The following is a 13913-nucleotide window of genomic DNA, read 5'->3' on the forward strand; positions in this document are numbered from 1 at the left end:
TTCCATCACTCCTTTTTCCTCAGTATAACGTAAAAGCGGCTTTTGTTAACACCTTTGTGCTTTATAAATGCTTATCGAACCAGGCGACGGTTTCTAAAACGGCGTATCTCGGGACTTTATGATCAGCCCGTTCGTCTTTCAGAAACTGAAGATGGTCGGGCCGGCTGCTGTAATGAGGTTTAATCGTTTCATAAAAGCCGCGGGTCGGTGCATACGGAACGACTTTGTCTTGAACGCCGTGCCAGAACAGCAGCGGGCGGCTGCGGAGTTTTTCCGGTTCCAGACTGAGATCGAACGGTTTGAGCCGCGCAAACAGTTCATCGACCTGTTCTTTTGTGACGTCAATGTCGATGTCCTGCTTTTGAATGTGGTCAATCTGCTGCTGAAAAAATGCCGTATAGTTCGGGCTTCCCATCAGACTGACGCCGGCTTTGACCCAATCATACGCGGCCATCGCGCCGAATGTCGTAATTCCGCCCATTGACGTGCCCGCAAGACCGATCCGCCCGTCTTCAATCAGACCGCGCGCTTCAAAATCCTTTTTCAGCACGTCAAGCTCCTCGATTTCATTTAATACAATGTCCCAAAAATGGACGGCGAGCTCTTCTGCTGACAGCTGTTCAGCGCGTTCACCGTGGTAAAGAGCTTCCGGCAGCACGGCCCTGAAGCCCTTTTCAGCAAGCAGGTAAGCGAAATGAAGATTATGCTCCTTCGCGCTTGTAAAACCGTGAATAAAGAAAACAAGGGGAGCGGGACGGTCCCGATTTTCTTCTTTTACAATATGTAAAAACGGAATGCCTGATACGGTTTGATGATCAATAAGAATCACGTTGACTCCCTCCTTAGGATAACCATAATCATAAGTGTAACATGTAGACAATAAAGATGGTAAAAAGCTACACTGTACATAAGTGAAAAACAGCAAATTATATGACAAAAGGAGTTATTTATGGAGACAAAACCTTATCTCATCGCCTTAGATCTGGATGGAACTTTATTAAAAGACGATAAAACCATTTCCCCTGAAACGGCACGGACGATTCAGAAGCTGAAAGAAGCGGGCCATCATGTCTGCATCTCAACCGGGCGCCCGTTCCGTTCCAGTTCGATGTATTATGACGAGCTTGGGCTGACAACGCCGATTGTCAATTTTAACGGGGCGTTTGTCCACCATCCGAAAGACGAATCATGGGGACGATACCACACGTCTTTATCGGTCGATGTGGTCAGACAGCTTGCCGAACTTACAGAGACCTATCAAATACATAATGTGCTCGCTGAGGTCATTGATGATGTGTACTTCCATTATCATGATGAGCATTTAATTGAGGCGTTTCATATGAATACGGCGAATGTCACATTCGGCGATCTGCGTGAAACGGTCAAGGAGGATGTAACGTCCGTATTGATTCATGCAAAGGAAGAGGACGTCGCGGATATACGCGCACATTTATCCGATGTGCACGCCGAGGTCATTGACCACAGAAGATGGGCGGCTCCGTGGCATGTGATTGAAATCATTAAACACGGGATGAATAAAGCGGTCGGCCTGAAGAAAATCAGCGACTATTACCAAGTGCCGAGAGAACGGATCATCGCGTTCGGCGACGAAGACAACGATCTTGAAATGCTCCGGTTTGCCGGGTGCGGCGTAGCGATGGGAAACGGCACGGATGAAGTCAAACAGGCCGCCGACCGCGTCACGGGATCAAATGAAGCGGACGGAATCGCCGAATTTTTAAAATCCTATTTCTCCCTGTGAGGTTTTGCCGCTCATAACACAAAGCCTTCCGCCCATACTAAAACAGACGACTCATCTCGTCTAAATATGGAAGGGGGACATTGCAATGGGTAAACGAAACAAATCAAAACGGTTTATTCAGCAAGGCAAGGACTCTGTCAGTCTTCATGACGCAAGATTTCCATATCGGTCTACATTAGAGGAAGCACAGCATGATGCAGCAAAAGATTCGGCTGAAAGGCAGGTTGACTTTTAATGAGAAACGAACTGTTTTCTCAAGCCAAGTCATTTGTCCAGCAGGCCGTCATGATTGCTAACGGTTTCGAGGACGGCGATCAGGAAAAAGCTGTCTCACGCGCCAAAAACGCCGTGTCTTCCGCGTACGCCAATTCGACGGATGCAGAACGTCAGCAGCTGCACCAATTTCAGGATCAGCTGGAGAAATTGCAATAAAAAAAGGCGCCCCGTTTAGACGAGGGCGCCGCTTTTTTATTTTACTTCAAATGTTTTTACCGTTTTCAGTCTTTTTCCGATCTGATCGGACTTCCCTAAAAACGTCACCGTCACCGTGTATGTTCCCGGACCGGGCACGTTCTTCCACACATCTGAAAAGTCATACGTTTCATTCGGCATTAAGGTCACGGTCTGAAACGCCTGAGTAAACATTTTGTCTTTTGAATAGCGGTACAGTTCTTTGTGATGTTGGTCATGTACGGTCAATTCGAATTTCTGCCCTGAGCTGAATGTGAAATCGATCGGGCTGCCGCTCTTGTTTTTTAAAGACATTTGAAATTCGATCTGCTGATCCGTCTGCACAGGGTTTACGGCTAATTCCGCTTGCTGTTCATTCATCTCTCCGGATACCTCCTCAGCGGGCTCCTTCTGCCCGGATTGACTGCTGCATCCGATCAGTAAAATGACCGGTAATAACAGGCCAAACAGCCACTTCATTCTATCCGCTCCTATCAGTCTTTTCTGAAGAAACCAAAGATCCCCGTCGTTTGCACGATGTTTGTGAAGGCTTTCGGGTCGACTTCTTTCACGATTTTCTCAAGGTCATACAATTCGTACCGCGTGATGACGATGATCATCATTTCTTTCTGTTCGTTTGTGTAAGCGCCTTTTGCCGGCACCGTCGTAATGCCGCGGACCATTTTCCCGTAAATCGCTTCTTTGATTTCATCGGCTTTTTTTGTAACGATCATGGCGGTCAGTTTCATGTGGCGGGTGTGAATGGCGTCAATCACCCTTGTTGTGACATACAGAGCGACAAGGGTATATAATGCTTTCTCCCATCCTTGCAATAATCCTGCCGTCAAAATGATAATCCCGTTCAAAATGAAGAAATATGTGCCGACCGGCTTATCCTTCCATTTGGCCAGCACCATCGACACGATATCAAGACCGCCTGTCGAAGCGCCGAATTTCAGCGTTAAACCGATGCCGATAGCTGAGATGACTCCTCCGAATACGGTATTCAGAAGAATATCGTGCGACAGTCTCATTTCCGGGAGAATTCCCATAAAGACGGACGTCAGCGCTACGCTTAATATGCTGTATACAGTGAATGATCTGCCGACTTTCAGCCACCCTAACACACCGATGGGAATGTTTAAGAGGAACATGAGAACTCCTGTCGAAATATAAAAGGGGGCGTATTGATCAACGACGCTTGACAGCAGCTGGGCGACACCGGTAAAACCGCTGGCATATACATTCGCCGGTATCAGGAATAAATTCAGTCCCGCCGCATACAGAAACGCGCCGATGACGACGATTGCTAATTTTTTTGCTTGTTCTAGTACCATGGCTTGCTCCTCCGCTCATTTTCATTATTAGCTTTTCCCTTAAAATAAAGTTTTGAACACTATTTTGCCACATTTATATGATATAGTTGGCATCACTCTCACCAATCGGAAAGAAGGGAATTATGATGACAGTTCACCTTATTGCTGACAGCGCCTCTGACCTGCCGAAATCTTATATTGAAGAAAACCGGATCGGGTTCATTCCGCTGCACGTAACACTTGACGGAAACGAATATGAGGACACGGTCACCATTCAGGCGGATCATATATTTCAAGCGATGCGGGACGGGAAAGTTCCGAAAACATCCCAGGCATCACCGGATACGATAAAAAAAGTATTTTTACAATACGCGGAACTGGGAGACCCGGCGATATACATCGCCTTTTCCTCAGGTCTTTCCGGCACCTATCAGACGGCCGTAATGATCGCCAATGAAGTAAAAGAGGAATTTCCCGATTTTGATTTACGGATTGTAGATTCCAAATGCGCTTCATTGGGCTGCGGCCTCGCGGTGATGCACGCGCAAACACTCTGTGTTAACGGGAATACAATACAAGAAATCGAAACGTCTGTAAAGAGCTTTTGCGCACGGATGAAACATATATTTACGGTCGATGATGTCGCTTATCTCGCGCGGGGCGGCAGAATTTCAAAAACGTCCGCTTTTGTCGGGGGGCTTTTGAACATCAAACCGATTCTGCATGTGGATGACGGCAGGCTCGTGCCGCTCGAAAAATTGCGCGGACAGAAGAAACTGTTTAAACGGATTATAGACATGATGAAGGAAGAAGGCGGCGATTGGGCGGATCAAACCGTGGGGATCAGCTATGCAGATAACGAGGAGACGGCGCTTCGGATGAAGGAAATGATTGAAGAAGCGTTCCATCCGAAAGAGACCATTCTTCATTCAATCGGCTCTGCGATCGGCGCGCACTCCGGGCCGGGCACGCTCGCGATTTTTTTCCTGAAGCCATAATTTCAATGCGGGCGGGCATCCTAACGGACAGAAGGGAGGCTTTGCCGCATGAAAGATGATGACAAAAAACCGTTGGACAATAACGCCGTAAATCAGAAAAAGAACCGGCTTGCCGAAAAAAACCGGCAGGCGGGAAAAAACCAGAATTCCAAAAAACCGGACCATCTGTAAAAGCAAAACAGCCCTCTTGTGGATGAAGATAGAGGGCTGTTTTTTGTTCTATATGCGTCTAACATCACTTATCACGAATCCGCTTTCAGGCAATGCCGGCATTCTGGACAGGCTGAAGCTCAAATCTTGGGACGGAACATCGTACTCTATTTCATTGGCAAGAAACGCAAGGGAAGTTTTCATGACTTCCACGGTCATTCCCTCACCCGGACAGCGGTGGCCGTTAGCCGGATCACCTCCGCCCTGGGGAATGAAATCAAATTTATTTTCCTCCCGCCCCTGAAAACGTTCCGGGCGAAATTCATTCGGATTCTCCCAAAGCCGGGAATCATGGTTTGTCCCATATAGGTCAAGCATGACGGATGCACCTTTTTTAAACTCACAGTTCTTCCATACGAAATCTTTTTTCACAACGGCTCCTAAAAACGGGGCAAACGGGTAATACCGCCGAACTTCATGTACAAATCTTTCGGCCTCCTGATCATCTCTCGATCTCAGTTTACCCCGATATTCAGGGTAATCATGCAATGCAAGAGCTGAAAACGTAATGAAGTAAGAAATGGCGGCAATCGGGCGCAGAACATTAATAAGCTCAACAGCAGCCATGTGAGAATCAAGTCTGTTCCCGTCAAGTTCTGTATGAAAAGCCATTTCATACAAGGCTGAGCCCTCCGGCGTTTGCAGCTTGCCGGACCGCACATCCTCAATGACCTCCTCTATCCATTTCTCCGTTTTCAGCCTCGCCCTTCTGCCTTTCCAATGACGCGGTCCGACAGCGCCGAATGCGTCTACCATATCGGTGAAATCCTCCGCCCGCTCTTTCACTTCTGAGTCTTTCAGCGGGACGCCGGCCCACTCACAGGCAGCCCGGCACAGCACTTTCTTCGCTTCATCAAAAAGGACAATTCGGTTTGAACCCTCCCACATTTCCGCAGATGCTTTCCACTGTTTTGCCACCGCTTCCGCAAGCCGTTTTTGCCGGGGCGGCGTCATCAGCGACATAAATAGAAGCTTCCTGTGCTTATGCCGTTCACCGTCCATTGACTGGATTGCCCCTGTTCCGAATAACGTTTTCTGCACCCGTTTGGGGAGGGCATGCTCCCGCTGAAATCGTTCTGTGTCATAAAAAAGCTTTGCGGCTTCCGCTCCGCTCATACAAATGAATGTCTTCCCTAATAAACGGGCGCGAAACACATCCGAGCGATAATTCTCCGCTCTGTTTTTCACAAATACATATCCATCGCGTAATAAAGCCAGACTATTATCAAGACCCTTATCATGCGGAATTTGTTCATTCATCCCGATTCCTCCCATCTTTTTTCACCTTTCACGAAAAAGAATAAATATAAACACAAGTATATTCAGTATTTGTGTTTCATTCAGAAGTTACTCATGTCAGGCTGCAAAAATCAGGGGGCGGGGCATAAGCCCGTTACAAAGTAAACCGGCGGACCTGATCGTTTAACCGCTCTGTCAGGCTCACCAGATTATCGACGCTTTCCGCCATTTTATGAAAAGAAGACAGCTGCTCAAGCGCGGAGGCAGAAATTTCTTCGCTTCCCGCAGCCGTTTCCTGAACGACGGCACTGATGCTTTCGGCATGATGCAGCACTTGCTCACCAAGCTGTTTCGATTCGATGATCCGTCCGTCCAATTGAGTAAGCTCCGCTTTAATATGGGCGGCTTTTTGTTCAATATGGACGAATGATTCTGACGTTTTCTCCATCAGCTCCTGCTGTCTGTCCGCTAAAGCGACGCCGGTCGTGACAGCTCCGGTAATAGATGTGATGCCGTCTTCAATTTGCTTTACCATATCGAAAATCTGCGCGGTCGCTTTGGCTGATCCGTCTGCGAGCTTCCGTATCTCCTCGGCAACGACGGCAAATCCTTTTCCGGCCTCGCCTGCTCTGGCCGCCTCGATTGCGGCGTTTAATGACAGCAGATTGGTCTGGCCCGCAATGTCAGAAACGGTCTGCGCCATCATACTGATGCCTGCCGCATGCTCTATGAAGAGATCGGCGGCTTCGGAAATCTCTTTTGATGTCTCATTGCTTTTATCAATGGCTTGCTTGGTCTCGGCTAAAGCACCGCGCCCCGCAGCCACCGCCGCAATCGTCTCTTCGCTGCTTCTCGTCGTTTGTTTTGAACGTTCGGCGTTCGCCTTTGAATGTTCATCCATTTGTTCAATGAATTGCACCGCATGCTGCAGATCTTCTGAAATGGTTTGGGAGCCTTGCGCCATTTCTTCCGTCGACACGGATACCTGCTCGGTCATGTCCTTCAGCGTCTGGTTTTCCTTCGTCAAACCTTCCGCGAAAGTCTCGACTTCACGGCCGACCTCTCCGATCGCCTGAATTAAGGTGCGGAGCTGTTCAGCCATCATTCCGAATGAGTCATTCAGCTCTTTCAGTTCGTCCTTCCCTTTATAATCAAGCATTTCAACAGCAAGGTTCCCTCCTGCAATACGACGGGCATTTTCAGCCATGCGGCGGATCGGCCCTGCAATTCTCTTCGTCAGCCTGATGGAAGATATGACGGTGACGGCAAGTATCACGATGGTCAGCACGGCTGCGCTGTAAACGATAAACTGAATCTGGTCAGCCGTCTGCTTCTGCATGTCTTCATAGTGATCCCGGCTTTTCAGATTCAGCATATAAATATCATTCAGAAGACCGTTGATGCGGGCCGCCGTCCTTGTCGCTTCAGCCGGGCTTTTCGAATCAAGAGCAGCGTCCGCCTCCGCCTGCCATGATTCGTATTTTTTGGCGAGTTTGTCATAAGCGGCTTTGTCTGCACCGTCCGTCATCGTTTTTTTGAGCGCCGCCAGTTTGTCTGAGCTGCTTTTCATATAGCTTCGCACATCTTCTTTCTGGGCGTCTGCGAGCGTATAGGAATAGCCGGTGATGCTTTCTTTTAACGTATTAAGGTCAGCTTTTGCTTCCTGAACGTTTAACAGCGCGTCCACTTCATCTTCATTTGAAGCCTGAATCTTCATCATGTTTACGATGGTAAAGCCGATGACGGCGGCGAAGCAAATCATCGTAACGGCTGCGTTAACGAGCAGCCTTGTCCGTAATGTCACTTCAGATCGCCTCCTGTTTCAATCAGACTGTTTTTCATATCCGTGATCTTTTTCGTCAGCCCGCCTGCGTTTTTGACAACTCTGATCTTAGCTAAGTCCATGCCGTTTTCCTTCAGTCCGTAAACGATCTCACCGCTTTTGATCTCCTTGTTGTCTTTTAAATCTTTCGCCAATTCATAGATGACATGGTCGACGTTTTTCACTAAAGAAGAGATAACGGCGTGCTCGGCGGTGTAATATTGATCGCTGTCAACACCGATGGCGTATACTTTTTGCGCCTCCGCTTCTTTCAGTGCGCCGACACCCGTGAAGCCGGCCGCCGTAAACAGGACATCGGCTTTTTTTCGGATCATGTTTTGGGCGATGCCCTTCCCGAGCTTATCATCATCAAACGTACCGCTGATGTCCGACAGCACGCGGATTCTCGGTTTGACTGATTCCGCCCCTTGCAGATAGCCTTTTTTAAACCGTTTAATGACGTCGGCATCTGAACCGCCGATAAATCCGATTGTGCCGGTTTTGCTCGTCATGGCCGCCAGCGCTCCGGCTAAGAAGCTTCCTTCATCCTCTTTAAACGTGACGGAGGTGACATTATCCAGGTCTGATACGGAATCAATCAGCACAAACCGCTGCTTCGGATATTTTTTGGCGACCTTTTCTAAATCCGCCTGCATGCTGTAACCGAGCCCCACCACAAGATCATTGCCTTCCCTGACAAGCTGTGTCAGTCCTTTTTCGTATGTACCGGTATCTTTTATTTCCCTATAGTCAAATGTGATGCCGAGCTCGTCTCTCGCTTTCATCAAACCTTGAAAGCCTGAATCATTAAATGATTGGTCGCCGAGGCCGTTGTCTGTCAGCATGATGCCGATTGTTTTCGTTTTTTCGGCCGCCGTTTCCTCAGATTTGCCGGCACATCCCGCCGTGCTGAGCGCAATCAGCAGTACAGCCGCAAATATCGCCATTTTTCTCATTGAAACTCTCCTTTTGTTTTTTTCTATAGTTATATATCGGTTCGGATGTCAGAATATTTTATTTCAATAAAATATGTATGTTCGGCAGGATGTTAAACAAATGAGGGCATAGGAGCTTTTGAGAAAATAAAAAACATCGGTTTTGGTTCACCGATGTTTTTGCAGAAAATTTATTGTTTTTCGTATGTCCAGCCGTCTTCCTGATAGACCTTGCCGTTTTTCATCAGATGCCCGAGCGCCCGCTTAAAGGCGGCTTTGCTTAAATGAAACCGTTCGCGGATATCGTCAGGATGGCTTTTGTCTCCGTAAGGCATCGCGCCGTTTCTTGATCTCAGATAGGTCAGAATTTCTTCCGCGTCAACCGAAAGCGCATCCTGCTTTCTCGGCAGCAGGGACATGTTGACGGAGCCGTCTTCCTTCACCTCGATGACACGTCCTGTCACGCGGCTGCCGAGTCTCGGCTCTTCTTTTCTTTCTGAAGGGTGAATAAACGCGCGGATGCCTTCATCGGTAATCAGAAAAGAGCCTGATGCAATCAGTCTGTACACCGTGCCCGTCAGGTCTTTATTCATGACGTCTTCCCCTGCATCCGTAAATAATTCACTGATGATATCCTCAGGCGCCGGCTTGGCAAACATGCGCCCGCGGCTTGTCACCTTCAGCATGCAATACAGTCTGTCTCCTTTTTGCGGCCAGACGGATTTGTACGGAGGCAGGTGCTCCGTTGCGACGAGCGCGTCTTTTGACAGACCGACGTCGACGAATACGCCCATATCTTCCACAGCGTCCGTCACTTCCACCCATCCGTAGTCATAAAAGCTGATGAGCGGCTTTTTCATCGTCGCCGCGAGTCTTTCCTGATGATCGACGTAAATAAATACGTCCACTTCATCTCTGTCTTCGATATCCTCTGTGATTTCACTGTTATGTAAAAGAACCGTATCCTCGCCGTCGGTTAAAAAATAACCGAAATCGGTTTGGTGATCTATACTAAGCGTGAGCTGCTGCCCTGGTCTCATGTTATCGTCCTTCCTGATTCGCCCGTATGAGGCTGATGTTTTTCTCATTTTTTCCAATATGCATAAATTCATGCTTTATGCTGTTGGACATTTCTCTTTATTCTACTATAATCAACTCATAAGTGAAATGTTATAGGAGGTTTTCTCATGGCAAAAGAAAGTTCTTTTGATATTGTATCCAAAGTTGAATTTCCCGAAGTGCAGAATGCGATTCAGATGACGCTGAAAGAAATCGGCACGCGCTATGACTTTAAAGGATCGAAAAGCGATGTAACTTTAGAAAAGGAAGAACTTGTCCTGATTTCTGATGACGAGTTTAAACTGAATCAGCTCAAAGATGTGCTGAGCGGCAAGCTGATCAAACGGGACGTGCCGACGAAAAACATTGAATACGGCAAAATCGAAAATGCATCGGGAGGCACGGTGCGCCAGCGCGCGAAGCTTGTACAGGGCATTGATAAAGACAGCGCCAAAAAAATCAACGCGGTGATTAAAAACTCCGGCTTGAAGGTCAAGTCGCAGATTCAGGACGACCAAGTGCGCGTCACCGGAAAAAATAAAGATGATCTGCAGCAGATTATTGCAGCCGTCCGCGGAGCAGACCTGCCGATTGACGTTCAATTTATTAATTTTAGATAAATTATGTGATTCCTATTGATTATTGTCTCTATTTTCGGTAAATTTGGAGAAAGGGATTTTCACAGTTAAGTTTTGGAAACCCATGACAATTACATGAACGTTCTTATCAAGAGAAGCCGAGGGACTGGCCCGACGACGCTTCAGCAACCGGTGTAGTGGTTTACCCAAACCATGACCAAGGTGCTAAATCCAGCAAGCTAAAAACAGCTTGGAAGATAAGAAGAGAGACAAATGATTACAAAGTCTTCTTCTTAAGAAGACTTTTTTTATTTCTCTTTTTTCCTTGCTGAATGTGACGAAGGAGGCAAACAATGGGACTATTACAAGACTTAAAAGAACGGATTTTAATCGGAGACGGCGCGATGGGCACTCTCCTCTATTCCTACGGCATTGACAGATGTTTTGAGGAACTGAACGTATCAAAGCCCGAAGAGATCAAGCGGATACATAAGGCTTACGTGGAAGCCGGGGCAGACATCATCCAGACAAATACGTACGGCGCGAATTTTATTAAGCTCTCAAGATACGGACTTGAGGACGAAACGAAAAAAATCAATCAGGAGGCGGTCAGAATCGCGCGCGCTTCCTCAGACGGCGCTTATGTATTGGGAACGATGGGCGGCATCCGCACCTTTAACAAAAACGCCTACAGCCTGGAGGAGATTAAACGCAGCTTTCGGGAGCAGCTTTATTTATTGCTGCACGAAGAGCCGGACGGTCTGCTTCTGGAAACATACTATGATTTAGAAGAGGCGCGCGAAGTGCTGAAGATCGCGAGAAAAGAAACGGAACTTCCGATTATGCTGAACGTATCCATGCACGAACAGGGCGTGCTGCAGGACGGAACGCCGCTTCGGGAAGCCCTCAGGTCCATTGCCGATCTCGGCGCTGACATAACGGGAATCAATTGCCGGCTCGGCCCGTACCACATGATTGAAGCGCTCACCGAAGTGCCGATTTTCAGTGACGCTTATTTATCGGTCTATCCGAACAGCAGCCTTCCGTCTTTAGAAGAAGGCCGGCTTGTTTATGATACGGACGATGCCTATTTCCGGGAGAGCGCCGTACAGTTCCGCACTCAGGGCGCGCGCATTATCGGCGGCTGCTGCGGTACGACGCCAAACCATATCAGAGCCATGGCTGAAGCGGTCCGAGGCCTTTCCCCCGTCACTGAGAAAGAAGTGAAAATCAGACGGGAAGAAGAAGTCATCTCAGTCAGCAACGAACGAATCGAACCGGGTTTAAACGAAATCGCCGCTCAAAAACGGTCAATTATCGTAGAGCTTGATCCGCCGAAAAAATTGAATTTTGACAAATTTCTGCAAGCGGCGGCTGAATTAAAAGAAACCGGCATAGAAGCGCTGACGCTCGCCGACAATTCATTGGCGACACCGCGGATCAGCAATGCAGCCTGCGGTTCATTGCTGAAAGAGCGCCTTGATATCCGTTCTCTCGTTCACATTACATGCAGAGACCGCAACATCATCGGCCTTCAGTCACATTTAATGGGGCTGGATACGCTCGGGCTCACCGACATTTTAGCCATCACGGGTGATCCTTCAAAAATCGGCGACTTTCCAGGGGCTACCTCCGTCTATGATTTAACGTCCTTTGACTTGATCAGGCTGATTAAACAATTCAACGAGGGCATTTCTTTATCAGGGAAACCGCTCGGCAAGAAAACGAACTTTTCCGTAGCCGGAGCATTTAATCCGAATGTCCGCCATCTCGATAAAGCAGTAAAACGGCTGGAGAAAAAAATCGAGTGCGGAGCTGACTACTTCGTGTCCCAGCCTGTCTACTCGGAGCAGCAGCTCATTGACATTCATCATGAAACGAAGCATCTCAAAACACCGGTGTATATCGGAATCATGCCGTTAACGAGCAGCCGCAACGCAGAGTTCATCCATCATGAAATCCCGGGCATTAAGCTGTCAGACAGCATCCGCGAAAAAATGGCGCTCGCCGGCGAAGACAAGCGGAAGCAGAAAGCCGAAGGCCTCGCCATCGCCAAGTCGCTTCTCGACACGGCGTGCGAACTGTTTAACGGAATTTATTTAATCACCCCGTTTCTCCGTTCTGATTTGACGTCAGAGCTTGCAGCTTATATTAAGCAAAAGGATGAAAAGCGGGCTGATGTATATTTGCATTGACGCGGAAGAGGCCGCCTGATATGACAGGCGGCTTTTTCATGGTACGATACAGAAAAAGAATCAAGCAAAGGAGGATTTTTTCATGGTTGAAGTAAAACCCATCACCGCAGAAGACACATACGCGATCAGACACAGCGTGCTGCGCCCCCATCAGACGATTGAGGATTGTAAATATGATCAGGACAGCGTCAAAGGAGCCTTTCATCTCGGAGGTTTTTACGACGGGACATTGATCAGCATCGCTTCTTTCTACCCGCAGAACCAGCAGGCGTTACAGGCAGCGCCCGCCTACCAGCTGCGCGGCATGGCGACGCTTGAGGAATACCGGACGCAAAAAGCGGGAAGCACGTTAATCGCCTATGCAGAACGAAAACTGGCAGATATGGGGGCGGCGCTTGTCTGGTGCAACGCCAGATGTCACGTAAAGGGATATTACGAAAAGCTCGGCTGGAAAAGCACGGGCAGCCCCTTTGACATACCCGGCATCGGCCCGCATGTGATCATGTATAAAGAACTCGCCTGAAACAGACAAATGCCCTTGGGGACATGTCTCTAAGGGCATTACCTTGAATGTCACGCCTGCTTTTATATGCGGTACTATTGACGCCCTCCCGCTTTTTTAATACCCTTTGTACATTACACAACAGCAAGGATGGCAGGCAGAACGATATCTGTCAATTGCCGTTTTCAGCTATTAATTCAGAAAAGGAAGTATGAGATGAATACGATCCAAAAACCGAAAATCCCGAAAGAATTGCCGGTGCTTTCTTTCACAGAAGCGCTTCAGGACGACCTCATAAAAGAAGTCGTCATAGAAAACGCCGTGGTAAACAGCAAACTGGACGGCCTGCGCGCCGAAAAAGTCATTTTCAGAAACACCGTTTTTACGGATGTCTCTTTCAGACATATGGAATGTACGGATGTCCTGTTTGACAAATGTGATGTCTCAAACGCTGATTTCAGCGGAAGCATCATCCATAGAACGGCGTTTCAGCATTCAAAAATTCTCGGCTTGAATCTGGCGGATTCCGCCATGCGTCATGTACGGTTTGAAGACTGCCTCGCAAATTACAGCTCCTTCAGCTATTCCAATATGAAGCATGTCCGGTTTGACACGTGCGCTCTTACAGAAAGCGAGTGGAATGATGCGGTTCTTGAATACACAGATCTTGACGCCTGTGATTTGAACAGCTCAAATTTTATCGGCACGTCTCTTTTTAATATGGATATCAGCACGTGCACATTTGATCACCTGCACGTCTCACTTGAGAAGCTGAAAGGATGCCGCATCTCTCCGGCGCATGCCGTTACATTCGCAGAAGCGCTCGGAGCCATTGTGACGTGATCTT

General features: G+C 48.1%; 16 protein-coding genes and 1 riboswitch. Of the genes, 9 read left to right on the plus strand and 7 right to left on the minus strand.

Features of this window, described 5'->3' with window-relative positions; genetic code table 11:
* Positions 1-61 precede the first annotated feature (61 nt).
* The gene (locus tag D5S11_RS09865) at positions 62-829 is read right to left on the minus strand and encodes a prolyl oligopeptidase family serine peptidase (protein WP_007409140.1); all 768 of its coding nucleotides are present in this window, start codon (positions 827-829) and stop codon (positions 62-64) included.
* A gap of 120 nt (positions 830-949) precedes the next feature.
* Here D5S11_RS09865 and D5S11_RS09870 point away from each other — a divergent pair, with 120 nt between their 5' ends.
* The 3 genes from D5S11_RS09870 (at position 950) to D5S11_RS09875 (ending at position 2194) form a co-directional block, all read left to right on the plus strand.
* The gene (locus tag D5S11_RS09870; RefSeq protein ID WP_007409141.1) at positions 950-1762 is read left to right on the plus strand and encodes a Cof-type HAD-IIB family hydrolase; all 813 of its coding nucleotides are present in this window, start codon (positions 950-952) and stop codon (positions 1760-1762) included.
* A gap of 85 nt (positions 1763-1847) precedes the next feature.
* Positions 1848-1997 (plus strand): hypothetical protein, encoded by a 150-nt coding sequence (locus D5S11_RS19880; protein WP_003155094.1) that lies wholly within the window; start codon positions 1848-1850, stop codon positions 1995-1997.
* Positions 1997-2194, plus strand: coding sequence for a DUF3813 domain-containing protein (locus tag D5S11_RS09875; RefSeq protein ID WP_003155097.1), 198 nt, complete (start codon positions 1997-1999; stop codon positions 2192-2194). The genes D5S11_RS19880 and D5S11_RS09875 overlap by 1 nt, the downstream gene beginning before the upstream one ends.
* 36 nt (positions 2195-2230) lie before the next feature.
* Here the strand turns inward: D5S11_RS09875 and D5S11_RS09880 are convergent, their stop codons facing one another.
* The gene (locus D5S11_RS09880) at positions 2231-2692 is read right to left on the minus strand and encodes a BsuPI-related putative proteinase inhibitor (RefSeq protein ID WP_007409142.1); all 462 of its coding nucleotides are present in this window, start codon (positions 2690-2692) and stop codon (positions 2231-2233) included.
* Positions 2693-2706: 14 nt separating this feature from the next.
* A complete protein-coding gene (locus D5S11_RS09885; RefSeq protein WP_007409143.1) occupies positions 2707-3549 on the minus strand; it encodes a YitT family protein in 843 nt (280 codons plus the stop codon).
* A 125-nt stretch (positions 3550-3674) separates the two neighbouring features.
* Between D5S11_RS09885 and D5S11_RS09890 the strand changes: the two genes are divergently transcribed.
* Together D5S11_RS09890 and D5S11_RS09895 are read left to right on the plus strand one after the other, a co-directional pair.
* Entirely contained in the window at positions 3675-4526 is an 852-nt protein-coding gene (locus tag D5S11_RS09890; RefSeq protein WP_020955621.1) for a DegV family protein, read from the plus strand.
* A gap of 48 nt (positions 4527-4574) precedes the next feature.
* Entirely contained in the window at positions 4575-4697 is a 123-nt protein-coding gene (locus D5S11_RS09895) for a DUF3941 domain-containing protein (RefSeq protein WP_003155105.1), read from the plus strand.
* A gap of 48 nt (positions 4698-4745) precedes the next feature.
* Here D5S11_RS09895 and cypC read toward each other — a convergent pair whose 3' ends face one another.
* From cypC to D5S11_RS09915, 4 genes are all read right to left on the minus strand, one after another.
* The gene (cypC, locus tag D5S11_RS09900) at positions 4746-5996 is read right to left on the minus strand and encodes a CYP152 family fatty-acid peroxygenase CypC (protein ID WP_108725298.1); all 1251 of its coding nucleotides are present in this window, start codon (positions 5994-5996) and stop codon (positions 4746-4748) included.
* A 133-nt stretch (positions 5997-6129) separates the two neighbouring features.
* The gene (locus D5S11_RS09905) at positions 6130-7779 is read right to left on the minus strand and encodes a methyl-accepting chemotaxis protein (protein ID WP_108725055.1); all 1650 of its coding nucleotides are present in this window, start codon (positions 7777-7779) and stop codon (positions 6130-6132) included.
* On the minus strand, positions 7776-8753 hold the full coding sequence (locus tag D5S11_RS09910) for a BMP family lipoprotein (RefSeq protein ID WP_108725056.1): 978 nt from the start codon (positions 8751-8753) through the stop codon (positions 7776-7778). The genes D5S11_RS09905 and D5S11_RS09910 overlap by 4 nt, the downstream gene beginning before the upstream one ends.
* Positions 8754-8923: 170 nt before the next feature.
* Complete coding sequence (locus D5S11_RS09915) at positions 8924-9820, minus strand: CvfB family protein (RefSeq protein WP_172615145.1); 897 nt, start codon at positions 9818-9820, stop codon at positions 8924-8926.
* 99 nt (positions 9821-9919) lie between these two features.
* Between D5S11_RS09915 and D5S11_RS09920 the strand changes: the two genes are divergently transcribed.
* The 4 genes from D5S11_RS09920 (at position 9920) to D5S11_RS09935 (ending at position 13909) form a co-directional block, all read left to right on the plus strand.
* Complete coding sequence (locus D5S11_RS09920; RefSeq protein ID WP_003155112.1) at positions 9920-10411, plus strand: YajQ family cyclic di-GMP-binding protein; 492 nt, start codon at positions 9920-9922, stop codon at positions 10409-10411.
* A gap of 100 nt (positions 10412-10511) precedes the next feature.
* Positions 10512-10633, plus strand: a riboswitch (SAM riboswitch).
* Positions 10634-10722: 89 nt separating this feature from the next.
* Positions 10723-12564, plus strand: a complete 1842-nt coding sequence (locus tag D5S11_RS09925) for a bifunctional homocysteine S-methyltransferase/methylenetetrahydrofolate reductase (protein ID WP_020955616.1) — start codon at positions 10723-10725, stop codon at positions 12562-12564.
* Positions 12565-12646: 82 nt separating this feature from the next.
* On the plus strand, positions 12647-13087 hold the full coding sequence (locus D5S11_RS09930; protein WP_007409151.1) for a GNAT family N-acetyltransferase: 441 nt from the start codon (positions 12647-12649) through the stop codon (positions 13085-13087).
* 195 nt (positions 13088-13282) lie between these two features.
* Entirely contained in the window at positions 13283-13909 is a 627-nt protein-coding gene (locus D5S11_RS09935) for a pentapeptide repeat-containing protein (RefSeq protein ID WP_042635043.1), read from the plus strand.
* Positions 13910-13913: the final 4 nt, after the last annotated feature.

Source organism: Bacillus sp. L75, from assembly GCF_003676355.1.
Taxonomy (GTDB): Bacteria; Bacillota; Bacilli; order Bacillales; family Bacillaceae; genus Bacillus; species Bacillus velezensis.

Excerpts from the sequence above, each read along its gene's own strand:
- D5S11_RS09870 (WP_007409141.1), top strand. The coding sequence starts at position 950 with ATGGAGACAAAACCTTATCTCATCGCCTTAGATCTGGATGGAACTTTA.
- D5S11_RS19880 (WP_003155094.1), top strand. The coding sequence starts at position 1,848 with ATGGGTAAACGAAACAAATCAAAACGGTTTATTCAGCAAGGCAAGGAC.
- D5S11_RS09875 (WP_003155097.1), top strand. The coding sequence starts at position 1,997 with ATGAGAAACGAACTGTTTTCTCAAGCCAAGTCATTTGTCCAGCAGGCC.
- D5S11_RS09880 (WP_007409142.1), bottom strand. The coding sequence starts at position 2,692 with ATGAAGTGGCTGTTTGGCCTGTTATTACCGGTCATTTTACTGATCGGA.
- D5S11_RS09885 (WP_007409143.1), bottom strand. The coding sequence starts at position 3,549 with ATGGTACTAGAACAAGCAAAAAAATTAGCAATCGTCGTCATCGGCGCG.
- D5S11_RS09890 (WP_020955621.1), top strand. The coding sequence starts at position 3,675 with ATGACAGTTCACCTTATTGCTGACAGCGCCTCTGACCTGCCGAAATCT.
- D5S11_RS09895 (WP_003155105.1), top strand. The coding sequence starts at position 4,575 with ATGAAAGATGATGACAAAAAACCGTTGGACAATAACGCCGTAAATCAG.
- cypC (WP_108725298.1), bottom strand. The coding sequence starts at position 5,996 with ATGAATGAACAAATTCCGCATGATAAGGGTCTTGATAATAGTCTGGCT.
- D5S11_RS09910 (WP_108725056.1), bottom strand. The coding sequence starts at position 8,753 with ATGAGAAAAATGGCGATATTTGCGGCTGTACTGCTGATTGCGCTCAGC.
- D5S11_RS09915 (WP_172615145.1), bottom strand. The coding sequence starts at position 9,820 with ATGAGAAAAACATCAGCCTCATACGGGCGAATCAGGAAGGACGATAAC.
- D5S11_RS09920 (WP_003155112.1), top strand. The coding sequence starts at position 9,920 with ATGGCAAAAGAAAGTTCTTTTGATATTGTATCCAAAGTTGAATTTCCC.
- D5S11_RS09925 (WP_020955616.1), top strand. The coding sequence starts at position 10,723 with ATGGGACTATTACAAGACTTAAAAGAACGGATTTTAATCGGAGACGGC.
- D5S11_RS09930 (WP_007409151.1), top strand. The coding sequence starts at position 12,647 with ATGGTTGAAGTAAAACCCATCACCGCAGAAGACACATACGCGATCAGA.
- D5S11_RS09935 (WP_042635043.1), top strand. The coding sequence starts at position 13,283 with ATGAATACGATCCAAAAACCGAAAATCCCGAAAGAATTGCCGGTGCTT.